This window comes from Methylobacterium sp. BTF04, from assembly GCF_010692745.1.
GTDB lineage: Bacteria > Pseudomonadota > Alphaproteobacteria > Rhizobiales > Beijerinckiaceae > Methylobacterium.
In genome coordinates, this window is sequence record NZ_JAAHTB010000007.1 from 53,500 (window position 1) to 80,050 (window position 26,551).

General features: G+C 69.5%; 21 protein-coding genes. 14 read left to right on the forward strand and 7 right to left on the reverse strand.

Features of this window, described 5'->3' with window-relative positions; genetic code table 11:
- Positions 1-274: 274 nt before the first annotated feature.
- A complete protein-coding gene (locus G3T14_RS06455) occupies positions 275-1,450 on the forward strand; it encodes a VWA domain-containing protein (RefSeq protein WP_163641194.1) in 1,176 nt (391 codons plus the stop codon).
- Between the two features lie 11 nt (positions 1,451-1,461).
- Complete coding sequence (locus tag G3T14_RS06460; RefSeq protein WP_163641196.1) at positions 1,462-1,902, forward strand: VOC family protein; 441 nt, start codon at positions 1,462-1,464, stop codon at positions 1,900-1,902.
- On the opposite strand, the gene G3T14_RS06465 is transcribed toward G3T14_RS06460, so the two are convergent.
- Both G3T14_RS06465 and G3T14_RS06470 read right to left on the reverse strand, forming a co-directional pair.
- Positions 1,893-2,213 (reverse strand): 2Fe-2S iron-sulfur cluster-binding protein, encoded by a 321-nt coding sequence (locus tag G3T14_RS06465; RefSeq protein ID WP_163641198.1) that lies wholly within the window; start codon positions 2,211-2,213, stop codon positions 1,893-1,895. The two genes, G3T14_RS06460 and G3T14_RS06465, sit on opposite strands and share 10 nt — an antisense overlap.
- A gap of 182 nt (positions 2,214-2,395) precedes the next feature.
- Positions 2,396-2,725 (reverse strand): Hpt domain-containing protein, encoded by a 330-nt coding sequence (locus G3T14_RS06470; protein ID WP_163641200.1) that lies wholly within the window; start codon positions 2,723-2,725, stop codon positions 2,396-2,398.
- Positions 2,726-3,015: 290 nt separating this feature from the next.
- Between G3T14_RS06470 and G3T14_RS06475 the strand changes: the two genes are divergently transcribed.
- On the forward strand, positions 3,016-10,548 hold the full coding sequence (locus G3T14_RS06475) for a hypothetical protein (RefSeq protein ID WP_163641202.1): 7,533 nt from the start codon (positions 3,016-3,018) through the stop codon (positions 10,546-10,548).
- Positions 10,549-10,615: 67 nt separating this feature from the next.
- Here G3T14_RS06475 and G3T14_RS06480 read toward each other — a convergent pair whose 3' ends face one another.
- Together G3T14_RS06480 and G3T14_RS06485 are read right to left on the reverse strand one after the other, a co-directional pair.
- Entirely contained in the window at positions 10,616-11,056 is a 441-nt protein-coding gene (locus G3T14_RS06480) for a DUF1489 domain-containing protein (RefSeq protein WP_163641203.1), read from the reverse strand.
- 420 nt (positions 11,057-11,476) lie between these two features.
- Positions 11,477-12,469 (reverse strand): hypothetical protein, encoded by a 993-nt coding sequence (locus G3T14_RS06485; RefSeq protein WP_163641205.1) that lies wholly within the window; start codon positions 12,467-12,469, stop codon positions 11,477-11,479.
- 180 nt (positions 12,470-12,649) lie between these two features.
- Here G3T14_RS06485 and G3T14_RS06490 point away from each other — a divergent pair, with 180 nt between their 5' ends.
- The 5 genes from G3T14_RS06490 (at position 12,650) to G3T14_RS06510 (ending at position 17,779) form a co-directional block, all read left to right on the forward strand.
- Positions 12,650-13,879 carry an MFS transporter gene (locus G3T14_RS06490; protein WP_163641346.1) on the forward strand — a complete coding sequence of 410 codons (1,230 nt, stop codon included), beginning with the start codon at positions 12,650-12,652 and terminating at the stop codon, positions 13,877-13,879.
- A 64-nt stretch (positions 13,880-13,943) separates the two neighbouring features.
- Positions 13,944-15,068, forward strand: a complete 1,125-nt coding sequence (locus G3T14_RS06495; RefSeq protein ID WP_246732994.1) for an MlaE family lipid ABC transporter permease subunit — start codon at positions 13,944-13,946, stop codon at positions 15,066-15,068.
- A 149-nt stretch (positions 15,069-15,217) separates the two neighbouring features.
- Positions 15,218-15,937 (forward strand): ABC transporter ATP-binding protein, encoded by a 720-nt coding sequence (locus G3T14_RS06500; RefSeq protein WP_204262679.1) that lies wholly within the window; start codon positions 15,218-15,220, stop codon positions 15,935-15,937.
- 71 nt (positions 15,938-16,008) lie between these two features.
- A complete protein-coding gene (locus G3T14_RS06505) occupies positions 16,009-17,091 on the forward strand; it encodes an MlaD family protein (RefSeq protein ID WP_163641207.1) in 1,083 nt (360 codons plus the stop codon).
- A gap of 103 nt (positions 17,092-17,194) precedes the next feature.
- Entirely contained in the window at positions 17,195-17,779 is a 585-nt protein-coding gene (locus tag G3T14_RS06510; protein ID WP_163641208.1) for an ABC-type transport auxiliary lipoprotein family protein, read from the forward strand.
- A gap of 44 nt (positions 17,780-17,823) precedes the next feature.
- Here G3T14_RS06510 and G3T14_RS06515 read toward each other — a convergent pair whose 3' ends face one another.
- The 3 genes from G3T14_RS06515 to G3T14_RS06525 all read right to left on the reverse strand — a co-directional run bounded on the left by G3T14_RS06515 (position 17,824) and on the right by G3T14_RS06525 (position 20,112).
- Complete coding sequence (locus tag G3T14_RS06515; RefSeq protein WP_163641209.1) at positions 17,824-18,453, reverse strand: XRE family transcriptional regulator; 630 nt, start codon at positions 18,451-18,453, stop codon at positions 17,824-17,826.
- 87 nt (positions 18,454-18,540) lie between these two features.
- Positions 18,541-19,347 carry a bifunctional hydroxymethylpyrimidine kinase/phosphomethylpyrimidine kinase gene (gene thiD / locus G3T14_RS06520; protein ID WP_163641350.1) on the reverse strand — a complete coding sequence of 269 codons (807 nt, stop codon included), beginning with the start codon at positions 19,345-19,347 and terminating at the stop codon, positions 18,541-18,543.
- Between the two features lie 54 nt (positions 19,348-19,401).
- Complete coding sequence (locus G3T14_RS06525) at positions 19,402-20,112, reverse strand: thiamine phosphate synthase (protein ID WP_348645220.1); 711 nt, start codon at positions 20,110-20,112, stop codon at positions 19,402-19,404.
- 126 nt (positions 20,113-20,238) lie between these two features.
- Between G3T14_RS06525 and G3T14_RS06530 the strand changes: the two genes are divergently transcribed.
- From G3T14_RS06530 to G3T14_RS06555, 6 genes are all read left to right on the forward strand, one after another.
- The gene (locus G3T14_RS06530) at positions 20,239-20,820 is read left to right on the forward strand and encodes a sugar O-acetyltransferase (protein WP_163641211.1); all 582 of its coding nucleotides are present in this window, start codon (positions 20,239-20,241) and stop codon (positions 20,818-20,820) included.
- 94 nt (positions 20,821-20,914) lie between these two features.
- The gene (locus tag G3T14_RS06535; RefSeq protein WP_163641212.1) at positions 20,915-21,913 is read left to right on the forward strand and encodes a hypothetical protein; all 999 of its coding nucleotides are present in this window, start codon (positions 20,915-20,917) and stop codon (positions 21,911-21,913) included.
- Positions 21,914-22,142: 229 nt separating this feature from the next.
- A complete protein-coding gene (gene nadA, locus G3T14_RS06540) occupies positions 22,143-23,165 on the forward strand; it encodes a quinolinate synthase NadA (protein WP_163641213.1) in 1,023 nt (340 codons plus the stop codon).
- Positions 23,162-24,709 carry an L-aspartate oxidase gene (locus tag G3T14_RS06545; protein WP_163641215.1) on the forward strand — a complete coding sequence of 516 codons (1,548 nt, stop codon included), beginning with the start codon at positions 23,162-23,164 and terminating at the stop codon, positions 24,707-24,709. The genes nadA and G3T14_RS06545 overlap by 4 nt, the downstream gene beginning before the upstream one ends.
- A gap of 80 nt (positions 24,710-24,789) precedes the next feature.
- Positions 24,790-25,650, forward strand: a complete 861-nt coding sequence (gene nadC / locus G3T14_RS06550) for a carboxylating nicotinate-nucleotide diphosphorylase (RefSeq protein ID WP_163641217.1) — start codon at positions 24,790-24,792, stop codon at positions 25,648-25,650.
- A 218-nt stretch (positions 25,651-25,868) separates the two neighbouring features.
- Positions 25,869-26,543: a L,D-transpeptidase gene (locus tag G3T14_RS06555; protein WP_163641219.1), complete on the forward strand. Its 675-nt coding sequence runs from the start codon at positions 25,869-25,871 to the stop codon at positions 26,541-26,543.
- Positions 26,544-26,551: the final 8 nt, after the last annotated feature.

The window sequence follows — 26,551 nt, forward strand, 5'->3', positions numbered from 1 at the left end:
CCTGACTTCTTGTCCTGACGTCCACAGGACTGTGGAGGTTAGCTGTTCGATTCCGATGACAACACAGGAGGGGTCTGGAGCGGCAAATGGGCACCTATCAACAGAAAATCGGAGTTATACCCAGCTTCGTTGCAGTGCGGGACGCGTGGCGGGTCCGGGACACGCCGCGACGGACCCGGCGACAGGCAAGAACATCGACGCCGCAAGGCCTTGCGCCGAGCCTTGAAGGGAGGCCCGGCTTGACCCCAACGGCGCCTTGCCGCGTTGTCGCTCCATGCTGCTCCAGTTCTTCACGGCTCTGCGCCAGGCAAAGCTCCCCGTCACCCTGCGGGAATTCCTGACGCTCCTCGACGCGCTCGACCGTGATCTGGCGGAGAAGCGGGTCGAGGAATTCTACCTCCTCGCCCGGACCGCCCTGGTGAAGGACGAGCGCAACCTCGATCGGTTCGATCGGGTGTTCGGCGCCGTCTTCAACGGGTTCGAGACAGTGGGTGAGGCCGCCGAGCCCACCGCGATCCCGGAAGAATGGCTGCGCAAGCTCGCGGAAAAATACCTCACGGACGCCGAGAAGGCGGAGCTGCAGGCGCTCGGCTGGGACGCGCTGTTCGAGACCCTGAAGCAGCGCCTCGCCGAGCAGAAGGAGCGCCATCAGGGCGGCTCCAAGTGGATCGGCACCGGCGGCACCTCCCCGTTCGGCGCCTACGGCTACAATCCGGAGGGCATCCGCATCGGCCAGGACGGCAACCGCAATTTCCGCGCGGTGAAGGTCTGGGACAAGCGGACATTCAAGGACCTCGACGACACCGTCGCCCTCGGCACCCGCAACATGCGGGTGGCCCTGCGCCGCCTGCGCCGATTCGCCCGCGCCGGAGCGGCGGACGAGCTCGACCTCGACGGCACCATCCGGGAGACCGCGGCCAAGGGCTATCTCGACGTAAAGCTGCGTCCCGAGCGCCGCAACGCGGTGAAGGTGCTGCTCTTCCTCGATGTCGGCGGTTCGATGGATTGGCATATCGCGCTGGCCGAGGAGCTGTTCTCGGCGGCCCGCTCGGAGTTCAAGCACTTCGAGCATTTCTACTTCCACAACTGCCCGTACGAGCGGGTGTGGAAGGACAACCGCCGGCGCCACGACGAGACCCTGTCTCTCCTCGACGTCATCCGCACCTACCCGCCGGATTACCGCGTGGTCTTCGTCGGTGACGCGTCGATGAGCCCCTACGAGATCGCCATGGCGGGCGGTTCCGTCGAACACTGGAACGAGGAGCCGGGGCAGGTCTGGCTCGGCCGCCTGCTGGAGCGTTTTCCGAAGGCCGTGTGGCTCAACCCGGTCCCGGCCGAGCATTGGAGCTACACCCAGTCGATCGGCATGATCCGGCAGATCGTCGGAGGGCGGATGTTCCCGCTCAATCTCGAAGGGATCGACGGCGCCATGCGGGCCCTCGTGCGGTAGGACGAACTTCGATGACGAAAGATCAGCCGCCGTCGGCCGGCTTCTCGCCAATCGTTCCGGAACTCGACGTGTTCGACCCAGTCGCCAGCCTGCGCTTCTGGTGCGACGCACTCGGATTCGAGGTCGCATATGCCCGGCCGGAGGACGGCTTCGCCTATCTCGAACGCGAGGGGGCACAGGTTATGCTGAACCGGGTCAACGGCAACTGGAAGACCGGATCGCTGGAGAGGCCGCTCGGGCGCGGCATCAACCTACAATTTCACGTGGGAACCGTGGCTCCGATCCTCGCACGGCTCAAGTGCTGGCCATGGCCGTTGTTCCGCCCGCTTCACGACGCTTGGTATCGCGTCGGGATCGAGCGGATCGGGTTTCGTCAGTTCCTCGTCCAGGACCCCGACGGTTACCTGTTGCGGTTTTCCGAGCGTCTCGGAGGCGAAGACGCTCAGCCCTGACGGGCCGGCGTCGTCACGGTGAGGCCGTCGAGCTCGGGCTTGATCCGGATCTGGCAGCACAGACGGGACGTGGCGCGCACGTCGGAGGCGAAATCGAGCATGTCCTGCTCCATCGCCTCGGCGGGACCGACGATCGCCGCCCACGCACCATCGACGTAGACGTGGCAGGTGGCGCAAGCGCAGGCGCCGCCGCATTCGGCGTCGATCCCCGGCACATTGTTACGGATCGCCGCCTCCATCACGGTCGATCCTACGTCGCCTTCCACGGTCCTGGCCGTTCCGGCATGGTCGACGTAGGTGATCTTGGGCATGGGTGGCTCCGGGCTCGTACAACGCCTGTGTGGCCGGTTGTGCTGCGCGCGTCTGCCTTGAAGGGGCAGGCGGTGGAATGCAAGCGCGCTCGCCCGCACGGCGAACATTCCTGCCCCTACGTTGCAGGATCGAACCCGTTCCATGTCCGGCACCGCGACCCGAAGTCCCGAGGGGGTTGGGGTCAAGCCGCGCCGGAGATTTCACACAAGGTCGCGGTGACGACCGCGTCGAGGTCCAGCACGCTCGTGCCGAGGCCGCGGTGCTGGCGCAACGCATCCTCGATGGTCGTCGCCAGCGCCGCGACATCGACGGCGCCGATACCGAGCGCGGAGCCCTTGAGCGTGTGGGCGAGATCGGCGCGCTCGTCGGCCGGGCGCGACGGATCCGTAATGCCGGGCACGAGGCGCCGGCATTGCTGCGCGAACAGATCGAGCAGCTCGCGGGCGAGCTCCGTGTCGCCGAAGGTCTGACGCCCGAGATGGTCGCGATCGATGAGCATGGTCCCTCGCATGCCGGCGATCCGCGTCGGAGGCGAACCGCCGGGTGCGGATCGCGGGCTATCCACAGGGGAGGACCCGGTCCGTTCGCTTCCGCTTAAGCCTTGAGGCATCATGAGGAAAGGCGACTGGGTTTCTCTGGCCCCTGGCTTGGTAACCATTCCGTTAAGGTTTTTTGGGCGCTGCGGTCGGCTCGGGTATCCCGGTCTACCGCCAAAGTCTAAACTTACCTGGTTAACTGGTAAAAGTATCCTTCACCGCCGGGCTCGGCGCGTTGAGGGGACCGCGCGTAACGAGGCGTTTGATGGCCACGGAAAAGAAGCTCAAGGATCCGGCCGAGGCTGCGCTGTCGGCGATCGAACAGGCTCTCAACCTGGACATGTTCGCAGGCAGCGACGCGGAGTCGCGCGTCGAGCCGCGCCTGCCCGACGTCGGCGATGGCGATGCCCTGCACGATCCGAGCGGACGCTTGTCGCCGCCGCGTCTGGACCTCGACCAGCCCTTGCCCTCGGATCTCGCCGCGCCCGACCGGCACCGCCCGCGCCGGGAAGGTGGCCTGCTGCCCCCCGACCGCTCGATGGTGGCCAACGACGATCGCCAGAATATCGGCATTCTCCAGCAGACCCTGCGGGTGCGCACCTCGCGAACGCCCTATCTTCTCGCCGCACTCGGCTCGGGCCTGTGGGTCGCCCTTCTCATCGGCCTCGCCTGGAGCCAGTCCGGTGGCGATCTGAAGGGCTTCTTCCACGGGCTCACCGCCCTGCAGGCCGCGGTGGCCGCCACTGTCGTGGTCGGACCGCTCGTGCTGTTCTCGATCATGGGGATGCTCGCGGTGCGGGCTCAGGAGATGCACCTGGTGGCGCGCGCCGTGGGCGAGGTCGCGATCCGGCTCGCAGAACCGGAGGATTTCTCCACCGACGCGGTGCTGACCATGTCGCAGACCGTGCGCCGCGAAGTCGCCGCCGTCGGCGATGGCGTCGAGCGGGCCCTGGCCCGGGCCGGCGAACTCGAGACCCTGGTGCGCGGCGAGATCGCGACCCTGGAGCGCGCCTATTCGGAGAACGAAATCCGCATCCGCTCGCTGGTCGACGAGCTGGTGGCGCAACGCGAATCCATCGTCGCCAACGCCGAGCGGGTGCGCGGAGCGATCGCGGGAACCCATCAGAGCCTGACGGCCGAACTCGACGGCGCCGCCGAGCGCATCGTCCTGGCGGTCAACGGCGCCGGCGACCGGGTCACCGGCGCCCTCGATGCGCGCGGCGAAGCGATCACTGCGGCTTTGGGCCATCGCGGCGACGCGATCACGGCGGCGCTCGGCGAAGCCGGCGACCGCGTGGTCGAACTGGTCTCGGGTCGCGGCGACGACCTCGTCCAGCGTCTCTCAGCCACCAGCGAGGGCGTGCGCGGCAGCCTCGCTGAGGTCGGCACCGCCCTCACCCTGTCGCTGGAGAGCCGCGCCGACGAAGTCACCCGGGCTTTCGAGCGCACCGGCGGCATCCTCACCACGACGTTGGCGGAGAATGCCGGCGAGGTCGCCCGCACCCTGGCGCGGACCGGCGCCGACGTCATCGACGCCCTGAACCGCCAGGGCGGCGAAGTCCGCCAGACGTTCGAGGATTCCGCACGCGGACTCGAGACCGCCTTCCTGTCCCGCGGCAACGAACTCACCACGCAATTCTCCAACACCGGCGGCGAGATCACCGCGCGCTTCGCCGAGACCGGCGACGCCCTGCGCCGTCACTTCGCCGAGACCGGTTCGACCCTGACGCAGGACATCGCCGCCCGCAGCGCCGACCTGCGCACCGAGATCGAGATCGCGGGCACCGGCGTGTCCGATCTCATCGCGGAGCGCGGCCGCGACGCCCAGGCCGGGCTCGCGCTGGCCGCGAGTGGAATCATCGAAACCTTCGGTGCCCGCGCCGAGACCGTGCGCGACGACCTGCTCCGCTCCGTCGAAGGCCTCACGAACGGCATCGACGATCGCGGCAACGCGCTCGCCGACCGCATCGAGACCGTGGCCGGACGCCTCCACCAGACGATCACGGTGCAGGGCACCGCACTCTCCGACCTCATCGAGACCCGTGGCCGTGACGCCGAGACCGGGTTCGCGCGCGTTGCCGATGGGATCATCACCCGCTTCGGCGATCGCACCACCGCGCTTCGCGACGGCCTCATCGGTTCGGTGGACGAAATCACCGCCGGCATCGACGTCCGCGGCGCCACCCTGGCCGATCGCATCGACGGCTTGGCGAACCGCCTTCACGAGACCATCACGGTCCACGGCAACGGGCTGTCCGACCGGATCGAGGCCCAGGGCCACGACGTCCAGGCCGGTCTGGCACTGGCCGCGAGCGCCATCGTCGAGACCTTCGGCGCCCGCGCCGACACGGTCCGCGAAAACCTGCTCCGTTCAATCGAGGGGATCGCGTCGGGCCTCGACGCCCAGGGCGGCGCCCTCACCGACCGGATCGAGACCGTGGCGGGGCGCCTGCACGAGACGATCACCGTGCATGGCACCGGCCTGGAGACGATGCTGAGCGCCACCGGCGAGCGCGTCGGCAGCCTCGTGACACAGCGTAGCCAGGAAGCGGCCGAAACCCTCGACGGCGCGCTCGACGCGCTCGGCCGCGGCTTCGAGACCCGCACGGTCGATGCCCTCGAGGTGCTGCGCACCGCCGTCACGCTCCTGAACGACGAGATCGGCACCCGCACCACCGCTGCGGCCGACACCTTCCGCCGCAGTGCGGAAGAGACCACCGTCGCCCTCGGCGCGAGCACCACCGAGGCCGCCCAGGCCCTGCGCCGCTCGGCCGCCAGCGCCACCGGTGAACTGGAGGCCCGCACGGTCGAGGCCGTGCAGATCTTCGAGCGCCGCCTCGCTGCGACGTCGAGCGACCTCTCGGCCCGCACCGCCGAGGCCGCCGAGCTGCTGCAGCACGCCGCCTCCGGCGTCGGTGGCGCCGTGGGTGCCCGCGCCGAAGCCTCCATTGAGGCTCTCCGCGAGCTCCTGCGCGCGATCAACGAGGAATTGGCGCTGCGCGCCGACGAGGCCGCCGGCACCATCGCCCGCGCGGCCGACGGCCTCGGCGGCGACCTGACCGCCCGCGTCCGGGATGTGGAGGCCAGCTTCGGCAATCACGGGCGGACTTTGTCCGACCTCATCGCCAGCCAAGCCCAGGATGCCCAGACGCAGCTGTCCACCACCGCGCTCGAAATCGTACGGGCGGTGACGGCGCAGGGCACACGGGTCAACGATGCCCTCACGAAAACCGGTGCGACCTTCGCCGACACGACGGAAGACCGCGCCAAGTCGTTCGACGCCGTCCTCACCGACCGGCTGGCCGCCCTGCAGGACACCATCGCCCGCGGCGACATCCTGGCCGACCGCATCTCCCGCGACACCGAATCCCTGAGCCGGACCGTCACCGTCCAGCTCGAGGAGATGGACCGCGTCATCACGGTCAAGGGCAACGCCGTCGCCCTCGCCATCACTGAGCGGACGCGCGAGGCCCACGCTCTGGTCGAGACCCAGCTCGGCGCCTTGGAAGAGCGCTCGGCCAAGCGCTCGAGCGAGATCGGCGAGACCTTCTCCAACCTCGTCGGCCAGATCGACGGGCAGCTCGGCACCCGGGCCACGGCGCTCAACGAGGCGCTGATCCTGCGCACCGCCGAGATGGCCCGCATCATGGTCGAGGGCGGCCGCGACCTGATCCAGGCCCTCGATGCCCGCGCCGACGACATGGCGCAGGATATCGCCACGCGCAGCCTCAGCCTCGGCGACGCCCTCGGCGAGCGCACGTCGGCGGTCACGCAACGCCTCGACAGCCAGACGACGGAACTCGCGCGCCTTCTCGAGGAAGGCGTCGGTCGCTTCGACACCGGAGTCCTCGGCCGGCTGGAAGCCATCGGGGCCGCCCTGGAAGACCGCAGCCGCACCATCGACGAGAGCTTCGGGGCGCAGGCCTTCGAGGCGATCCGCCTCATCGAGAGCCGCACCCGTGCCGTCGACGAGGATCTGGCGACCCGCACCCGCGAACTCGTCGACATGATCGTCGAGCGCACCGGCGGCGCCAACGAGGCCCTCGACCGTCAGGCCGACGCGATCCGCTCCGCCTTTTCCGAGCGGGCCGACCGGATGGCTTCGCTCATCGACGAGCGCACCGCTGCCATGGGCGGCGAACTCGACGAGAAGGGCCGCGCCGTGTTCGGTGCGCTCGGCGGCCGCATCACCGAACTCGCCCGCTTGTTCGACAGCGGCAGCAATGCGCTCGGCAAGCTCCTCGAACAGCGCGGCGAGACGATCCTCACCCGCCTGCGCGACGTGGTCGCGGAGGCCGAGCGCCTGCTCGGCGAAGGCGAGGGCCGCCTCGGCACCACCCTCGACCGGCGCACCATGGACATCAGTTCGCTCCTCGACGAGGGCGTGCGCACCGTCCACCAGCTTCTCGACGACAGGACCGGCGAGATTCGCGCCCTCCTCGACAACCACGCCGATACCCTCGGCACCAGCTTCGCCGACCGGATCGGACCGCTCCACGACACCCTCGATGCGCGCGGACGCATTCTCGTCGACACCATCGAGGCGAGCCTCGGCAGCGCGGCCGAGGCCGTGGATGCCCGCACGAAGGCGTTGGCGAGCATGTTCGACGCCCATATCGACACCCTCGACGATCTCGTCGACCGGCGCGGGACCAACCTCGCCGACACCGTCGACGCCCGGACCCAGGCCCTCACGGCGGCGTTCGACCAGCGCATCGGCGTTCTCGACGAACTCGTCGATCAGCGCGGCGCGCGCTTGGCCGAGACCATCGGTACGCACACCCAGACCCTGGTCACCCAGTTCGACCGCCAGATCGAGGCCCTCGACGACGTCGTCGGTCGCCGCAGCGGCGAGATGGCCGAGACCGTCGATGCCCGGACACGGGCTCTCGGAACATTGTTCGATCACCGCATCGGCATCCTGGGTCAGCTCGTGGACGGCCGCGAGGCGCAGATCTCCGAAACCCTCGATACCCGCACCCGGACCCTCGCGACGCTGTTCGACGAGCGCATCTCCGTCCTCCACGATCTCGTGGAGCAGCGTGGCGGACGCCTCGCCGAATCCGTCGACAGCCGGACCCAGAGCCTGCGCACCCTGTTCGACGAGATGCTGAGCGCCCTCGACGGGATCGTCGACAGCCGCGCCGACGCCCTCACCGACCGCGTCGACGCCCGGACCCATGGCCTCGTGGCTCTGTTCGACGAGCGCCTCGGCAGCCTGGATCGCTTGCTCGATCGCAGTGCCGGATCGCTCAACGACGGCGTCGAAGCCCGCGCCGAAGCGCTGGTGTCCCTGTTCGACGAGCGCCTGCGCGCCCTCGACAGCCTCGTGGAAGGCCGGGCGGCGGCCTTCGCCCGCACCATCGAAGCGCAAGGCTCGGCACTCGCCGAGACCGTGGATAGCCGCAGCGCGGCCTTCACCAGCCGCATCGACAACCGGATGAAGGTGTTCGCAACCTTGGTCGCGTCGCGGGGCGATGCACTGGCGAGCGCGTTCGACGACCGCCAGGACGCTTATACCGCCCTCGTCGACGAGCGCACGGCGACGATGCTCTCGGCCTTCGACGAGCGGGTCGGCCGCCATGCGGAGCTCGCCGAGGCCCATGCGGCGGCTCTCGCCGCGGCCCTCGACCAGCGCAACGAAGCCGTGGCTTCGCTGATCGACGGCCGCAACCAGGCCATGACCGAGGCCTTCGACCGCCGCTCGACGGCCCTGGCAAGCCTCGTCGAAGCCCGTGGCCAATCCCTGGCCCGACGCCTCGCCGAGAGTGCCGAGACGATCACGCGCGCCATCGAGGAGCGTGGCGGCACCCTCGTCGAGACCATCGATGGACGCGGCCAGAATGTGGTCGCGGCGTTCGGGACCCATGTCGAGGCGCTCAGCGGTCATTCCGAGCGCCTGCGCGCCATTGTCGAAGGCCCCGCCGCCGACCTCGTCGAGGCGCTGAACGCCCGCGGCAATGCCATCGAACTGGCGCTGCGCGACACCGGCGCGCCGCTGGTGGAGGCGATCCGCCAACGCACCGATGCGCTGGCGGCGCAATCGCGCGCCTCGGCCGAAGCCTTACTCGGTGCGATCGATACCGGCGCATCGCGGGCCATCGCGACGCTCAACGCCGCCAACGACCATCTCCGCACCGAACTCGGCGGCGTGCTGACCCGTGTCGACGACGCCAATGCAGCGTTGCGCGACCTCGTCGCCGGCGCCACCGACACCCTCGGTGCCATCGAATCGGGGCTCGCGAACCGGGTCGATCAGGTCCAGGCGGCCCTGGAAGGCATCGCCGGCGAGACCGCCAAGGCCAGCCGCGGAGTCGCCGAACAGGTCGGCCTGCTCAGGAGCGTGGCCGAAGGTGCCCTGCGCGATGCGGCCGAACTCGCCGCCTCGCTCGATGCACGCGGGCAGTCCCTCGGCGAGGTCGGGCGCGTGCACGCCGACACCCTGGCGCAGGCCGCCGGGTCGCTGGAAAGCGCCGAAGGCCGCCTATCGCGTCTCCTGTTCACGCGGGAGGAGGCCATCGCCGGCGTCCTTGCCCGGATCGAGGAGCGCTCGGGCACCCTGGACGCGCAGACCACGCGCTTCGATGCGATGATCGGCGAGACGTTGCGGGCGGCCGAGGAGCGGGCACGCTCCATCGGCGAGAACCTGTCCGACGTCGCCAAGGGCGCCGGCAGCACCGTGGTCGAGGCCTTCGAGGGTCTGCGCTCCGGAGCGGACAGCGCCGGCGAGCGCACGACCCAGACCGTGCGCGCCGCCATCGAGAGCGCCTCGCAGCAGATGATGTCGGTGCTGGAGACCGCATCGAGCCGTTTCGGCGACTCGGTGTCGGGGATGCGCGAGATGGCGGCCGAGATTCGGCGCGAGCTCGACGCCACCCGGGCGGACCTGCAGCGCGGCGTCCTCGAGATCCCGCGCGAGACCCAGGACGCCACCGGTGAGATGCGCCGGGTCGTCACCGACCAGATCGAGGCGCTCAACGCGTTGTCCGCGCTGGTGGCGAAGTCCGGTCGTTCGGTGGATGCGGCCGAGCAGCCCAAGGTCACACCATCGACGGCGCGACCGCCCCAGGCGGCCGCTCAGGTCCAGCCCCCGGCCCAGGCGACAATGGAGGCCCCTGCCCCGAAGCCCAATCCGGCGGCCAAGACTGCGCCGGCGGCCAAGACTGCGCCAGCGGCAAAGCCGGCTCAGACCATGACGGTCATCCCGGCGCCGGCGGCACGGCCGGCGGCGGCACCTGTCCGCACCGGCGAGGCGCCCCGTCCCGCCGCAGGCCAGAAGCGCGACGACGTCCGCAACGGCGGCGAACGCGGCTGGCTTTCGGATCTGCTGACGCGGGCTTCCCTCGACGACGAGTCGGATGACGACGCTCCGGCCCCGGCCAAGGCGGCACCGGCCAAGGGTAATCCGGCGGCCTCTGCCAGTGCCGACAGCAAGGCTGCGGCCGAGCGCGGGCGCACGGCGCTGGAGACGATCTCGGCCGATATCGGAAAGATGATCGATCACCAGACGGCGGTGGACCTGTGGGAGCGCTACCGCAGGGGTGAGCCGAACCTGTTCGATCGCCGCATCTACACGGCGCAGGGCCGGCAGACCTTCGAGGAAGTGCGCCGTCGCTACACCGGCGATGCCGACTTCCGGCGGACGGTGGATCGCTACGTCGGCGAGTTCGAGCGACTGCTCGGCGACGTGTCGAAGAACGACCGCGATTCTTCGCGTGCGGATGCCTACCTCACCTCCGAGACGGGCAAGGTCTACACCATGCTCGCCCATGCCAGCGGCCGCTTCGACGGCGCGTAGAGACGCGATCGCCGCGCTCCGTCAGGGAAGCGCGGCGATGCTGGTTTCGGCTACGGACCAAGACCGATTAGATCAGACCGAGACCCGCCAATTCGCGGCGCAGGGCCTCCGGCATCTCGGCGAGGCCCCCGGCGGTGGCGGCGTCGATGTCGGCCGGGGCATCGCCGGCCTTGAGGTAGCGCCACCCCTGGAACGGGCGGCACGGACGCGGGGAGACCGCCCGCACCACCGGATCGAGCATCAGCCGGCAACGCCCGATCCCGTCCGCGTCGGTGAACGGGTCGATCGCCAGAATGCTCTGGCGGCACAGAAGCGTCCCCTTGATCACCCAGTAGATCGACCCCTGCCCCGCGATCTCGGCGGCGCGGGTCGGGACCATGCGGGTGGTGTGGAACGGGGTCGGGTCGCGCCCCTGGCTCAAGGCGTAGTCGCGGTTCTGGGCGATACGCTCTTCGAGGTCCGCGACAGTGGCGGGTCCGACGCAGAGCTTCAGCAGGTGGAGAGGCATGATTACCTTGTAGCAGGCCGCGCGCCGATCGCGGCCGGACGTCGTCCGCGACCCCACGCCGCGACGAGGCCGGACCCTAAGCTCCGGCGTCAGGCTGGAGAGCGTGGTCGCGCGTCGGCTTTCAAGATTGTAGGAGGCCCCATCTCGTGTGGGGCCGGGCGATCGCAGACGGAACCCACCTGAACGACGGTGAGAGCCTCCCTCTCCCCGCTTGCGGGGAGAGGATCGCAGGCGAAGCCGCAGCGACGGTGAGGGGGCGATGTCGGTGGAGGCTCCTTCGGGATCACCCCCTCACCCTCGGCTGCCGCCTCGACGCGCCGACGACGCGGTCGTCGCGTCCCTCTCCCCGCGTGCGGGGAGAGGGGATGCGCACTGACCAATGCTCAGTGGAAGGAGCGAAGGCGTCGAACAGCCATAAAGTCAGGAGAACAGCGCGCGCTTCTCGTCGTCGCTGAGCCCGTCGATATCGGCGAAGGCTGCGGCGATATCGATCTTTTCGACCGGGCTCTCCGGCGGCGTCGCGACGATCGGTTCGGGCTCGCCGACCGGCTCCATCTCGTCGAGGGAAGCGACAATCATGGCTTCTTCCGCGGCGGGGATCGCTTCCGCCACGGCCTCAGATTCCGGCTCGGCCGATGCGTCGGGCTCGGGCTCGCTGGTCTCGATGAAGATGATGTCGTCGGCGCTCGCCAGTGCCTGGAGGGCTCGTGGCGGGGCCGCCTCGTCGAAGGCCGGGCCGGATTCGAGGTCGATGAAGCGGTCGACGTCGCTCTGGGACAAATCTGCGGTCGGGGCAGCGGCTGCGCCGGGGGCCTGAGGCACGGTGTCGAGGGCATCGCCCCAGATCGACATCATCGCCGCCAGGCGCTCCTCGAGGTAGCGCAGGGTGTGAATGATGCGCGCCGTGCGCTGCGCCGTGAGATCCTGGAACGAGCAGGCGGTGTAGATCTCGGTGGCGCGCCGGTCGAGGGTGTCGCATGCGGCAGCGTCCGAGCCGGATTCGCGCAAGGTCCAGGCGGCCTCCTGGACGTCTTCGGCGGCGCTCAGGATGTCCGAGGTCGCCCGCTCGGTGGAGCGCACGATGGCGTCGAGCGCCATCGAGGCGCCGCCGAGGCGGGTCTGCTCGTGGTCGGGCGCGCTGATCGCGTTGATCTCGGCCTTGGTCCGGGCAATGGCGTGGGCCATGTCCATCAGGTCGCCGCGGACACGGCCGATCTGGCCGCTTTCGCGATCGCCGGTGACCACACTCTCCAGCCGGGCGATGGCGCCGAGCAGAATCTCGGTGTCGGTGGTGCGGTTGCGCCGGACATACTCGTCGAGGAACCAGCGACCCCGCTCGCTCTCGGTCATGGCCGCCTCGATACGATCGTATTCCGATACGTCGATCGAGGTCAGCGAACGGGAACTCGACATCAAATCCAGGTCCTTGGGTAGACTGCAACCGGCGCCGGCGGTCGCTGGGGTCCAAGCCCGATCAGATTGACAGATCGGTTTTAACGCCGGCTTTACGGGTGTCCGCCGCCGCGACCCGTCCGCAGGCGGTCCCCAGCCTTCCGCACGGTCGCCTTGTCCCACCCGTCCATCCCGCAAGACATGGTGCGGGAAGCCCCCAACGCCGCCCGACTCTCGCTGCTCTACGCGGTGGTCTTCGTCGAGATCGGCATCGCGATGCCGTTCATGCCGGTTTGGCTGAACGCGCTCGGGTTGGAGGCCGGCATCATCGGCGCCCTGCTCGCGCTGCCCATCGCCGTGAAGATCGTCGCGACCGCGCCCCTCGTCGGCCTGATCGACCGCGGCGTCGGCGCCCGCCGCCTGCTGACGATCGGCAGTCTGGCACTGGCGCTCACCTATGCGCTGATGCCGGTGGCCGCCGGCCTCGGCTGGCCGGTGCTGGCATTGCTGATCGTCCTCAACGCGGCTGCCGGCGCCCCCCTGGTACCGAGCATCGACTACATGACCCTGGGCGCCGTGCGCCGCTCCGCCCGGCTCGATTATGCCCGCATCCGGATGGCGGGCTCCATCGCATTCCTGCTCGCCAACCTCGCGGGCGGCGCGGCCCTGGGAGCCTTCGGCGAGCGCCTCGCGGTGCCGCTGCTCCTGACCGCGCTCGCCCTGATCGCCGCTACGGTGGCGGGGACGACGACGATCGCGACGCCACCCGCCGAACCGGCCCCGACCGACGGCCGACGGCCGCGCCTTCCGCCGGTGCTGTGGCTCGCCATCGCGGCGGCGGCGGCGATCCAGGCGAGCCACGCGGCGATCTATGCCTTCGGCAGCATCCACTGGAGCACACACGGCATCCCCTCGGCCTGGATCGGTACCCTGTGGGCCATCGGAGTCGCGGCCGAGATCGTCCTGTTTGCCGGAATCGGACGCTGCCCGGCGCGGTGGCGCACGCCGTTCCGGCTCCTCGCCCTCGGGGGCATCGCCGCATTGATCCGCGCCATCGGGATGGCACTGGTGGGCGATCGGCTCGGACCGGTGATCGCGCTGCAGTTGCTGCACGGACTCAGTTTCGGCGCGACGCAGCTCGGGGCCATGGCCGCCGTCTCGCGCTACGCCCCGGACGGCGCCCGAGGCCGTGCGCAGGGTACCGTGAGCGCCACCAACGCGCTGGCATCGGCGAGCGCGACGCTCGTCTGCGGCGCGGCCTACCAGGCCGGTGGTGGCCCGCTCACCTTCGCGTTGATGGCCCCGCTGGCGTTGATCGGCCTGTGCCTCGCGGCACGCGCCGCGCGCATCGCGCCGAGGCCAGCCTTCACACCACCCCATTTCTCGGTCAGCACTTCCGCTTCACCGAGTGATCCCGACACTGTTCGGTAACCGCGTTCTGCGTTTCTCGCAGGCGAACGGGAGTGACACATCGTTGCGTTCGCTTGAGGCCAATTTGAAACCGGACGTCGCCGACATCGTCATTCTAGGCGACAGCGGACGCGTGGCGCTCAAGGGGCGCTGGACCGCCGACCAGGGGGCGGCCGTGGAATCGGCAGCCGCACGCATCGCGGGCGCCACCAACGGCGAACCGGTGCTCGTCGACCTCACCGATGTCGCGCGCCTCGATACCCTCGGCGCCTGGGTCCTCGAACGCACGCGCGGCGAGATCGAAGCGGCGGGCGGAAGCCTCGCCTATGCGGGCGCGCGGCCGGAACACCGAATTCTTCTGGGCGAGGTGAGATTGCCGGCGGCCGAGCCCGCGCCACCGCGACGCGGCCGCGTCCTCGGCTTCCTGCACGATGTCGGCGTGCGGACCGTCGGCGCCAAATCGGACATCGTCACCGGCCTCGCCTTCTTCGGCGAAGTCGTCACCGCCTGCATCCGGGTCGCGGCGCGCCCGAGCACGTTTCGCGGAACCGCCTTCGTCAACCAGATCGAGCAGGTGGCGTTTCGCGGCGTGCCGATCATCGTCCTGATCTCGTTCCTCGTCGGCGGCATCGTCGCACAGCAGGGCATCTTCCAGCTCCAGCGCTTCGGCGCGCAGAGCTTCGTCGTGAACCTCATCGGCCTGCTCATCCTGCGCGAACTCGGGGTGCTCCTCACCTCGATCATGGTGGCGGGTCGATCCGGCTCCGCCTTCACCGCCGAGATCGGCTCGATGCGGATGCGCGAGGAGGTCGACGCCTTGCGCGTCATGGGCCTCGACCCCATCGAAATCCTCATCGTGCCGCGGATCCTGGCGCTGGTGGTCGGCCTGCCGATCCTCGCCTTCCTCGCTTCGCTCGCGGCGCTAGCCGGCGGCGGCCTCACGGCGGCGCTCTATGGCGGGATGACCCTCGACGCGTTTCTGGCGCGGCTGCAGGCGGCGGTCTCCCTGCACCATGTCGCGGTCGGCCTGATCAAGGCGCCGTTCATGGCGCTGATCATCGGAATCATCGCCACCATCGAGGGGTTCGCGGTGGAAGGCTCGGCCGAATCCCTGGGGCGCCACGTCACCGCCTCAGTCGTGAAGTCTATCTTCATGGTCATCGTGCTTGACGGACTCTTCGCTGTCTTTTTCGCGGCTATCGATTTCTAGATCACGTGCATCAGCAACTCACCCAGACCGAGCGGCCGACCGCCCGCGCAGCTCCGCGCGAGGATAACTCTGCGCGCGATGACGCCTCTGCGCGCGAAGCGATCATCAGCGTGCGCGACCTCGTGGTCGGGTTCGGCACCAAGACCGTGATGAAGGGGCTGAACCTCGACATCTACCGCGGCGAAATCCTGGGCTTCGTCGGGCCGTCGGGCCAGGGCAAGTCGGTGTTGACCCGCACCATCCTCGGCCTCGTGCCGAAACGCTCGGGCACCATCGCGGTGTTCGGCGAGGACATGGACGGGCTGACCGTCACCCGGCGCCGGCAGATGGAGCAGCGCTGGGGCGTGCTGTTCCAGCAGGGCGCGCTGTTCTCGGCGCTCACCGTCAAGCAGAACATCCAGATGCCGATGCGCGAGCACCTGCACCTCTCCGAGCGCCTGCTCGACGAATTCGCGCGCCTCAAGATCGAGATGGTCGGCCTCAAGCCCGACGCCGCCGACAAACTGCCCTCGGAACTCTCCGGCGGCATGATCAAGCGTGCGGCGCTCGCCCGGTCGCTCGCCCTCGACCCCGAGATCCTGTTCCTCGACGAGCCGACCTCGGGTCTCGACCCGATCGGCGCCGGCGAATTCGACGAGTTGGTGGCGACGCTCAAGCAGACGTTGGGCCTCACCGTCTTCATGGTGACGCACGACCTCGACAGCCTCTACACCGCCTGCGACCGCATCGCCGCGCTCGGCGACGGCCAGATCATCGCGCAGGGCACCATCGCCGAGATGCTCGAGAGCGACGATCCCTGGCTGCGCTCGTATTTCCACGGCAAGCGCGCCCGCGCCATCGTCCCCGGCGGAGCGTCCCATGCCGCTTGAATCCACAGCCTCCAGTCTGCGTGCGATGACGCACTGCACATTCAACCGCGTCTCGGAGTATCGCTGATCCGATGGAGACCCGTGCAAACTACGCCCTGATCGGCGCCTTCACCCTCGCGGTGGTCGTGGCCGCCTTCGGCTTCGTGTTCTGGCTGCAGGGCGGCTCGCGCAGCCAGGTCCGGCAGGCGGTCCGAATCGTCTTCTCCGGCAGCGTCGGCGGGCTCGCCAAGGGCTCCACCGTGGCCTTCAACGGCATCAAGGTCGGCGAAGTGATGGATGTGCGCCTGCTGCCGCAGGACCCGCGCCGGGTCGTCGCCGTGGTCGAGGTCGAGCGTACCACGCCATTGCGGGCCGATACCCGCGCGCGCCTCGATTCGGCGATGCTGACGGGCGTCTCGACGATCTCGCTTTCCGGCGGCAACGCCGATTCCCCGGTTCTGCCGCCCGGCTCGGGCGAGCAGATGCCGACGATCTTCGCCGACAGTTCCGACATCCAGGACATGATGGCGGCGGCCAAGCAGATCGCCCAGCGCGCCGACGACGTGCTCCAGCGCCTCGACAAGGTGGTGGCCGGCAACGAAGGCGCGATCACGCGGACGCTGGCCAACGTCGAGGCCTTTTCGAAGACGCTCGCCGATGCCGGTCCGGCGGTGAGCGGTCTGGTCAAGGCCATCGACGGGCAGAAGCTCAACCGGGTGATCGACAACGCCGACCGGTTCTCGGCGGCCCTCGCCGCCGGCAGCCCCGACATCCAGGGCGCGCTCAAGGATGCGCGCAGCATGATGGCCAAGCTCGATGCCTCGGCCGACCGGGTGGACGCGGTGCTGAAGGGCGCCGAGGGCTTCCTCGGCTCCGCTTCGGGCTCGGCCGGGACCAGCACCTTCACCGAGGTGCGCGAGGCCGCGATCTCGGTTCGCGATGCGGGCCGCGCCTTCCGCACCCTGTCGGAGAATCTGGACAAGCGCACCTCGAACATCGCCACCAGCTTCAACCGCCTGAGCGGCACCGGCCGGCGCGAGGTCGAGGCCCTGTCCACCGATGGGCAGCGCACCCTCAACACCCTCAACCGCACGGTGAAGAACCTCGAGCGCGATCCGTCCCAGGTGATCTTCGGCGGCAAGCCGTCGTTGCCAGAATACAACGGTGGTCGCTGATCCGCGCCGCTACCGGCCGAACGTGTCGCGCCGCACGGCACCAATCGAGCTTTACCGTAGTTTAGCGCCAGCAGCCCGTCGTGCTGCTGTGTCCGGATTGCGTATGACCCACCACACTCTCGCTCTCGCGCTCGGCGCGAGCCTGCTGGCGGCGGCCCTCGGCGGCTGCGGCGGCGCCGTCCCGCTGACCTTTGACCTCGCCGCCCTGCCGCGCAGCGGCCGGACGGGTGTGTCGGCGCGCTCCATCGTGGTGGCCGAACCGGTGGGCATCCAGCCGTTCGAGGCGGACCGCATCATCGTGCGCGAATCCGGCGGCGCCCTGTCGTTTCTCGGCGGCGGACAGTGGGCCGATCGCCTGCCGCGCCTGATCCAGACCCGGATCATCCAGAGCCTCGAGAATTCCGGCCGTCTCAAGTCCGTGAGCCGCCCCGGCGACAAGGTCGTCTCCGAGTACCAGCTCATCAGCGAGATTCGGGCATTCGACATCGCCGCCGGCTCCGGCGAGGCGGTGGTGGACATCTCGGCCAAGCTGATCGCCGATGGCAGCGGCAAGGTGGTTGCCGCCCGCATCTTCACCGCCCGCATTCCCGTGCCGAAGGTTGATGCCGGCAGCGCGGCCGTGGGTCTCGACGCGGCGCTCGCGCGCGTGCTCGGTGAGATGGTGACCTGGGTGAATTCGGGCCGCTGACCGTCCGCGACCCGGCAGCCCCTACGGGGTCGGGTGGCGCCGCGTCATTCCATCACCGCCGCCTTCATGATCATCACCATGATCGCCTTGGCCGGCTCCGAACCGATGCACCGCACGGTATGCGGTCGGTCGCCGCGGTAGCGCAGGGTCTCGCCCGCCCGGGCACGCTGGACGGTGTTGGCGACCTCGACCTCCATCGTGCCTGCGGTGACGGTGAGCGATTCCACGGAGCCGCGCTGGTGCGGGTCGGAGTCGAGGATGCCGCCGGGATCGGCAGTCACTTCATACCACTGCAGCCACTCGACGGTCTTGATCCAGCCGACGATGGCGAGCCGCACCTTGCCGTCGTCGGAGACGAGGATCGGTGTGTCGGCCCGCGAGGTCTTCTCGATGAAGGGCTCCTCGTCGCTCGTGGCCAAGACCCGCTCGATGGAGACGTCGAGGGCCTGGCTCAAGCGCCAGATCGTGGCCAGCGTCGGGTTGGTCTCGTTGCGCTCGATCTGGCTGATGATCGATTTCGCGACGCCGGACTGCTCGGCGAGTTCCGAGAGCGACAGGTTGTAGGCCTTGCGCAGGCGCTGGATCGTCTTGCCGAGCTGGCCCGACAGAACCTGCGCACCGGTCAGCACATCCCGCTGCCGCCCGCGGTCGGGGGTGGTCACCTGATCGTCCATGATCCCTGAAATCCGCGCGTTCGTTCCGTTAACCGGACGATTGTACGGTACTTCAAACGCAAAGTCCGTCCCGACGCAAGGCGCGGGTCAGCTCCAGAGGGCGTGAAAGTGGTGTACCGGGCCATGGCCCTGCCCCACTTGCACCGAGTCGGCGGCTGCGATCGCAGCGGTGACATAGCGCTTGGCCTGGGCCACGGCGTCGACCAGCGGAAGCCCCCTGGCGAGGCCGGCAGCCACCGCCGAGGACAGGGTACAGCCGGTGCCGTGGCTGTTGCGCGTGGGGATGCGCCGGGCGGCGAAGCGGCGCAGGGTTCCGTCCGCGCTCATCAGATGATCGACGCTCTCGTCGCCCTCGGCATGGCCGCCCTTGATCAGAACGGCGCGGGCGCCGAGCGCCAGCAGCTTTCGCCCCTGCGCGACCGCCTCGTTCTCGCTCAAAGCGTTCGGCTCGTCGAGCAGGGTCGCGGCCTCGGGAAGGTTCGGGGTGACGAGATCAGCGAGCGGTAGCAAGTGCCGGCGCAGGGCCTCCACGGCGGCATCCGAGATCAGCCGGTCGCCGCTGGTGGCGACCATCACCGGATCGAGGACGATGGGGATACCGGTCGCGTGCCGTCTCAGCCCGGCGGCCACCGCCTCGATGGTGGCGACCTGGGACAGCATCCCGATCTTCACGGCAGCTACCGTCAGATCCGAGAAGATGCTGTCGATCTGTGCTGCGACGAAATCCGCCGGGACGTCGTGGATGCCCTGGACGCCGAGGGTGTTCTGCGCGGTGAGCGCCGTGATCACGCTGGCGCCATAGACCTTGAGCGCCGCGAAGGTCTTGAGGTCAGCCTGAATGCCGGCCCCACCGCTCGAATCGGAGCCCGCGATGGTGACGGCGATCGGTATTATGGCCCGTGTCATCATGGCCCCTGTCATCATGGCGTTCCTCGGTTTTGCCCGACCTTAGGCCGCGACGCCCCGCGCCGCGAGAGCGGAATCGATCCGGTGGCGCAGGTCGCGCGCCTGGCCCTCGACGGATCCGCCGACGAACAGCGACGAGATCACCGCGACGCCGTCCGCCCCCGCCGCGATCACCGCTGCGGCAGTGCTGGAATCGATGCCCGCGATGGCGCCCAGCGGGAAGCCCGGCCCGCGCGCGAGCCGCCCCCGGAACACGATCCGGCCGAGCCCATCGAGACCCACCGGCGGATCGGGATTGTCCTTGCTCGTCGTCGCGAAGACGCCGCCGATGCAGGCGTAATCCACCGGCAACCGGTAGAGTTCGTCCGCCTGCGCCCCGGATTTCAGCGTGAGCCCGATGATCGCCGCGCGCCCGAGCAGGTGACGGGCATCGGCGGGGTGCAGGTCGGATTGGCCGAGATGCACGCCCTCGACCCCGGCCGCGAGCGCAAGATCGACCCGGTCGTTGACGAGGAGCGGCACGCCGCTGCCGGCGACCGCCTGGTGGATCGCGCGAATTCGCGCGAGTGCGGCGCGCGCATCCGGAATGGCTTTTTCGCGGTACTGCAGCAGCGTACAGCCGCCCGCCACCGCCTCGGCCGCCAGCGCCGCGAGCCGGGCTCCGTCGGGGCCGGACACACCAACGTCGAGGAGGCCATAGAGGCGCAGATCGACGGCTGCACGCCCGCCCGTCGCTTCGTCTCGTCCGATCACGCGATCACTCCCGTCAGCCCGTCGAGATGTTCTTAGGGGCCGCGGCATCCGGCCGAAAGTCATTGCCGCCTGGACCGCGACACGTAAGCAGGGCGTTGATCGACGTTTCAACGGGAAAACCTCCGCATGGACCGCACCCAGAAGCAAAAAATGCTCGCCGGCGAGCTCTACCATCCGGACGACCCGGAGATTCAGGCCGACGGCCAGAGCTGCAAGCATTGGATGGTGCGGTACAACGCGGCGTTGGCGGAGACACCCGCATTGCGCCGCGCGTTGCTGCGAGAGCGTTTTGCGGCTGTCGGCGACGGAGCGGTGGTCCGGCCCCCCTTCCACTGCGATTACGGGCTCCACATCAGCCTCGGCGCGCATGTATTCCTGAACTTCGGCTGCATCATCCTCGATTGTGCTCCCGTGAGCATCGGTGACCGGACGCAGATCGGACCCGGCGTCCACATCCTCACCGCGGACCATCCCCGCGAGGCCGCGCCGCGCGAAGCCGGGCTCGAATTCGCCCGCGCCATCCGGATCGGCCGAAACGTCTGGATCGGCGGTGGAGCTTTGATCCTGCCGGGGGTCTCCATCGGCGACCACGCCATCGTCGGGGCGGGCAGCGTGGTGACGCGCGATGTCGCCGAGGGCGCGACGGTGGTGGGCAATCCGGCGCGCCTCCTTGCCCCACGATCGCAGGATGCTCCAGCTTCCCCATGAGAGAACACCCCAGCCGGGGAGGCGCGAGGCATTTTGGCGCTCACGCGACGGGCTCCGATATGCGATGAGCGGGGTCGGGCGAGGGTGAGGACACGTGACGACGGCGCAGGACACGCAACGGACCGAGGAGAGCGCACTCTCCAACCCGTCCGCGGTCGGTCTCGTCGCCGTCATCGTCGCGGCGACCGATGGCGAGCCGCGTGCGCTCACGGTGGAGGTCGACGGGCAGGCGTCCGGGCGCTCACGCGGTTTGCCGGCGGGTCCGCTGGTGCCCGAGCATCCCACCCTGGAGCGCGGCCTGCGCGCCTGGGTCGAGCGCCAGACGCACCAGCGCCTCGGCTATGTCGAACAGCTCTACACCTTCGGCGACCGCGACCGGCAGGGTGATGAATCGCAGGGGCTGCACTCCCTCTCGGTGGCCTATCTCGCCCTGGTGCGCGAAGTCCGCCCCGCCGGCCTCGCCGAGGCGTCGTGGCGCAACTGGTACGGCTACCTGCCGTGGGAGGATTGGCGCGAGGGCCGACCCGCAGCGCTCACCGACATCGAGGCCAGGCTCCTCGCCTGGGCGGCGGAGACGACCGATCCGAAACAGCGCCGGCGGCGCGAGGATCGCCTCGCCTTGACCTTCGGCCTGTGTGGCGGCGCCTGGAACGAGGAGCGTGTGCTGGAACGCTACGAATTGCTGTTCGAGGCCGGCCTGATCCCCGAGGCGCAGGGTCAATCGGGGGCGGCCTCGACCACCGAGAGCGGGGCCACGGGCGCGCCGATGGCGTTCGACCATCGGCGGGTGCTCGCCACGGCAATCGGCCGCCTACGCGGCAAGATCAAGTACCGCCCGGTGGTGTTCGAGCTGATGCCGCCGACCTTCACGCTGTTCCAGCTCCAGCGCACGGTGGAGGCCCTCTCCGGCACCAACCTGCACAAGCAGAACTTTCGCCGCCTCGTGGCGCAGCAGGGTCTGGTAGAAGAAACCGACGGCGTCACCAGCGGCGCCACCGGCCGCCCCGCCCGCCTGGTGCGCTTCCGCCGCGAGGTGCTGCTGGAGCGCCCGGCACCCGGCTTCCGGTTGAGGGCCACGCGCAAGCCCGCCTGACCCGTGCCTGTCCACAGGGAGCGCTTTTCACCTTCGCGGAGCCGAGCAGGAGAGAAGCGATCGTTGCGGTATCGGGCGCAGCGGGCCCCACGCTAGCAAGTGCGCTGCAGCATAAATGACTGCAGCGCAAAATCGTTATGCTCAAGTCCAGCATATCTGGACAAGCGGCCTCGGGCCCCCTACGTTAGTCGGCACAATGCTCACATTGAGCATAAGTGAGGACGCGTCCATGGCGGCGACCAGTCTCCCGATCGGCACGAGCCCGGCCTATCCCGCCGGCTTCCCCTTGCCCGACATCTACGACCGCGTCCGCCGGCATATCCCGGCCATCGAATGGCCGGCGCTCGCGGACGACGTGGCGGCGATCCTGGCGCTGAAGAAGACGCGGAACGCCGTCATCCTCGCCCACAACTATCAGGCGCCGGAGATCTTCCACACCGTGGCCGACATCGTCGGCGACAGTCTGGCGCTCGCCCGCGAGGCGGTGACGGTGGATGCCGACGTGATCGTGCTCGCCGGCGTGCACTTCATGGCCGAGACCGCCAAGCTGCTGAATCCGGGCAAGACCGTGCTGATTCCGGACATGCGCGCCGGTTGCTCACTCGCCGACTCGATCACCGCCGCCGACGTGCGGGGCTTGCGGGAGAAGTATCCGGGCGTGCCGATCGTCACCTACGTCAACACCTCGGCGGCTGTGAAGGCCGAATCGGACCTGTGCTGCACCTCCGGCAACGCGGTGGACGTGGTGCGCTCGCTGAACGCCCCCCGCGTGCTGATGATTCCCGACGAATTCCTGGCGCAGAACGTCCAGGCGCTGGTGCCCGAGGTCGAGATCCTGACCTGGGCCGGCCATTGCGAGGTGCACGAGCAATTCACCCCGGCCGATATCCGCGAGGTGCGCGAGAGTTATCCCGGCGTCACCGTGATCGCGCATCCCGAATGCCCGCCCGACGTGGTGGCGGAGGCCGATTTCTCGGGCTCCACCGCGATGATGATGAACTTCGTCACCGAGAAGCGGCCGCGCCAGGTGGTGCTGGTGACCGAATGCTCCATGGGCGACAACATCGCGGCGGCCAATCCCGATATCGAGTTCATCAAGCCCTGCAACATGTGCCCGCACATGAAGCGGATGAGCCTGAAGAACATCCGCCATGCCCTGGAGACCCTGACCCACGAGGTCACGGTGGATCCGGCCTTGACCGACCGCGCGCGGCTGGCCGTTGAGCGCATGCTGGCGGTGAAGCCGCGATGAACGCGCACGCACCGCTCTGCTTCGCCCTGCCGGGTGCCGACCGCGTCGTCGTGGTTGGGGCCGGAATCGCCGGCCTCGCCACGGCCCTGCGCCTCGCGCCCCGGCCCGTCACTCTGGTGACCGCGAGCCCCCTCGGGCTCGGCACCGCCACCGGCTGGGCGCAAGGCGGCATCGCCGCCGCCATGGGCGCGGATGATGCACCAGCGTTGCACGCTAGCGATACTGTCAGTGCAGGCGCCGGCCTCACCGAACCGGACGTCGCGACCCGCGTCGCGCAGGCCGGCCCAGACCTGATCGACTGGCTGGTGGGTCTCGGCGCGCCCTTCGACCGCGATGCGGCGGGCGCTCTGGCGCTCGGCCTCGAGGCCGCCCATTCCCGCCGACGCATCGTCCGCGCCGGCGGCGATTCCACCGGCCGGCTGGTGCTGGAGACCCTGGTGCGGGCCGCTGTGGCGACACCGTCGATTTCCGTGCTGGTCGCCTCCGTTCGCGGCCTGATGCGGGACACCCATGGCGCCGTCGCAGGCGTGGTCTGCGACTGCGACGGCGCGCGGGTTCGCCTGCCCGCTCGCGCGGTTGTGCTCGCCACCGGCGGCATCGGCGCGCTCTACGTATCCACCACCAATCCGCGAGGCGCCACCGGGCGCGGGCTGGCCCTGGCCGCGAGGGTCGGAGCCACCCTGCGCGACATGGAGTTCGTACAGTTCCACCCCACCGCCATCGCAGTGGGCGCCGATCCGATGCCGCTGGCCACCGAGGCCCTGCGCGGCGAGGGGGCCCGCCTCATCGACGCCGATGGGACGCCGATCATGGCGGGCATCGCCGGCGGCGATCTGGCTCCACGCGATGTGGTGGCGCGGGCGATCTTCCAGGCGCAAGGGCGCGGGGCCTCGGTGTTCCTCGATTGCCGCGGGGCGCTCGGCGCCCGGATGGTGACGCGGTTTCCCACCGTCGCGGGCCTGTGCGCCGAGGCCGGCATCGATCCGCAGCGACGGCCGATCCCGGTGCGACCGGCGGCGCATTATCACATGGGCGGCGTGAGGGTGGACGCAAACGGCGCCGCGACGGTGCCGGGCCTGTTCGCCTGCGGCGAGGTCGCCTCCACCGGCCTGCACGGCGCGAACCGGCTCGCGAGCAATTCGCTCCTCGAAGCCATGGCCTTCGCGCCCCGGATCGCCGAGGCGATCAGTGCCGTACCGGTGCCGGGCTTCGCGATTCCCGATCCGGATTCCGCCCGCCCCGCCACCGATCTGGCGGCGATCCGCACGGTGATGGAGCGCCAGGTCGGCGTCGTGCGCGACGCGGACGGCCTGACCGAGGCCGTCCGCCAGCTCGCGCCTGCGGCGCAGGCCGGCTGCGATGCCGCCCTGACCGGACTCATGGTGGCGACCGCTGCCCTGTCCCGCCGCGAGAGCCGGGGCGCGCATTGGCGCAGCGATCATCCGGAGCAGGCGCCGGCTCGCCATACCGAGACGACCCTGGCGGGCGCCTTCGCGATGGCGGAGGCAGTTCAGCTCTCGCGCGCACTCGTCGTGGACGCCTGATTCCGGCGAAGCCGGGCCTCGCCCGACGCGCCCAGGCACCGTGAGACAAGAGCCGTAAAACATGCACCGTGAGCCAAACCATGCGCGACACCGATCTCGTTCCCCTGCCCCGGCTCCTTGTGGAACCGATCGTGCGCGCAGCCCTGCTTGAGGATCTTGGCCGGGCCGGCGACGTCACCACCGACGCGATCGTGCCGGTGAGCGCCCGCATGAACGCCGTCATCGCGGCCCGCCAGGACGGAGTGATCTCGGGCGTCGATGCCGCGATCATCGCCTTCGAGCTGATCGATCCGGCCGTGAGGGTCACGGTCGAGCGCGGCGACGGATCGCGCGTGGCGCCGGGTGACGTGGTCGTCCGGCTATCGGGACCGGCCCGCGCGATCATCACCGCCGAGCGCGTGGCCCTGAACCTGCTGTGCCGAATGTCGGGAGTCGCCACGGCCACGGCCTCCCTGGTCGATGCGGCGCGCCCCCACGGCAAGGCCCGTATCGTCTGCACCCGCAAGACCACGCCAGGCCTGCGGGCACTGGAAAAGCATGCGGTGCGGGCCGGCGGCGGCTCCAACCATCGCTTCGGCCTCGATGACGCAGTTCTGATCAAGGACAACCACGTGGCCGTTGCCGGTGGCATCGTGCCGGCCATCACGCGGGCGCGGGCCTATGCTGGCCACCTCGTCAAGATCGAGGTGGAGGTCGACACCCTGGCGCAGCTCGAAGAGGCCCTGTCGGTGGGGGCCGACGCCGTGCTCCTCGACAACATGAACCCCGAGCAGCTGACACGGGCGGTCGCGATGATCGGCGGGCGCGCCATCTCCGAGGCCTCGGGCCGCATCACCCGCGAGACCGTGGGGGCGGTGGCGGCGTCCGGCGTCGACCTCATCTCCTGTGGCTGGATCACCCACAGCGCGCCGATCATCGATCTGGGCCTCGACGACGCCTGAGCGGCGTCATCGAGACACGCGCGGCACGACGGGATCATCCCCCTCGTCGCGGCCAAGCTGCCACGGTGTTGCCATGGAGTCACGACAACGCAGCAAGCGCTGCCGCAGCGCGGATAGCGCTTGGCTTTGGACCCCGAGCGTTTACCTCTTGGCGAAGCTTCGCGCAGTAGCCTGCGCTCAGTCGAACCCAGATTTCCGAACGCCCTCGAGAGGCCCTGATGCGCCGTTTCGCCCCCGCCCTGACCGGGCTCGCCTGTACGCTTGGCGCGTGGGCTTCGCCCGCTGTCGCCTACGAGATCGACCCCCTCACCCGCCAGCCGCTCGACAACGCGCTGGTGATCCGTGTGCGCCCGCAATCTGAGCCGACTCCTGCAGGACTCGTCGCGGTTCCCACCGCCAACGCCTCGCTCTCGCCGGTGGACCCGATGGCCTCGGCTGTGCCGCAGATGTCGGCGATCCAGCGCGAGGAAGTCGCCTATGCGGGCGCCTACGCAGCCGGCACCATCGTTGTCTCCACCAACGAGCGCCGGTTGTACTACGTGCTCGGCGACGGCAAGGCCTTGCGTTACGGCGTCGGTGTCGGCCGTCCCGGCTTCACCTGGGGTGGCGTGCAGACGATCACGATGAAGCGCGAGTGGCCCGATTGGCGTCCGCCGGCCGAGATGCTGCGCCGCCGGCCCGACCTGCCGCGCTTCATGAAGGGCGGCATCGAGAACCCGCTCGGCGCTCGCGCCATGTATCTCGGCAACTCGATCTACCGCATCCACGGCTCGAACGAGCCGGAGACCATCGGCACCGCCGTCTCGTCGGGCTGCATCCGCATGACCAACGAGGACGTGAGCGACCTGTTCACCCGCGCTAAGGTCGGCGCGAAGGTCATCGTTCAGCGCTGATCGTTTTA

Coding starts and splice junctions, on each gene's coding strand:
- G3T14_RS06500 (WP_204262679.1), top strand. CDS start 15,218: ATGAAGGGGCTGAACCTCGACATCTACCGCGGCGAAATCCTGGGCTTC.
- G3T14_RS06455 (WP_163641194.1), top strand. CDS start 275: ATGCTGCTCCAGTTCTTCACGGCTCTGCGCCAGGCAAAGCTCCCCGTC.
- G3T14_RS06490 (WP_163641346.1), top strand. CDS start 12,650: ATGGTGCGGGAAGCCCCCAACGCCGCCCGACTCTCGCTGCTCTACGCG.
- G3T14_RS06515 (WP_163641209.1), bottom strand. CDS start 18,453: ATGGACGATCAGGTGACCACCCCCGACCGCGGGCGGCAGCGGGATGTG.
- G3T14_RS06555 (WP_163641219.1), top strand. CDS start 25,869: ATGCGCCGTTTCGCCCCCGCCCTGACCGGGCTCGCCTGTACGCTTGGC.
- G3T14_RS06545 (WP_163641215.1), top strand. CDS start 23,162: ATGAACGCGCACGCACCGCTCTGCTTCGCCCTGCCGGGTGCCGACCGC.
- G3T14_RS06465 (WP_163641198.1), bottom strand. CDS start 2,213: ATGCCCAAGATCACCTACGTCGACCATGCCGGAACGGCCAGGACCGTG.
- G3T14_RS06505 (WP_163641207.1), top strand. CDS start 16,009: ATGGAGACCCGTGCAAACTACGCCCTGATCGGCGCCTTCACCCTCGCG.
- nadA (WP_163641213.1), top strand. CDS start 22,143: ATGGCGGCGACCAGTCTCCCGATCGGCACGAGCCCGGCCTATCCCGCC.
- G3T14_RS06460 (WP_163641196.1), top strand. CDS start 1,462: ATGACGAAAGATCAGCCGCCGTCGGCCGGCTTCTCGCCAATCGTTCCG.
- G3T14_RS06475 (WP_163641202.1), top strand. CDS start 3,016: ATGGCCACGGAAAAGAAGCTCAAGGATCCGGCCGAGGCTGCGCTGTCG.
- G3T14_RS06530 (WP_163641211.1), top strand. CDS start 20,239: ATGGACCGCACCCAGAAGCAAAAAATGCTCGCCGGCGAGCTCTACCAT.
- G3T14_RS06510 (WP_163641208.1), top strand. CDS start 17,195: ATGACCCACCACACTCTCGCTCTCGCGCTCGGCGCGAGCCTGCTGGCG.
- G3T14_RS06480 (WP_163641203.1), bottom strand. CDS start 11,056: ATGCCTCTCCACCTGCTGAAGCTCTGCGTCGGACCCGCCACTGTCGCG.
- nadC (WP_163641217.1), top strand. CDS start 24,790: ATGCGCGACACCGATCTCGTTCCCCTGCCCCGGCTCCTTGTGGAACCG.
- G3T14_RS06470 (WP_163641200.1), bottom strand. CDS start 2,725: ATGCGAGGGACCATGCTCATCGATCGCGACCATCTCGGGCGTCAGACC.
- G3T14_RS06485 (WP_163641205.1), bottom strand. CDS start 12,469: ATGTCGAGTTCCCGTTCGCTGACCTCGATCGACGTATCGGAATACGAT.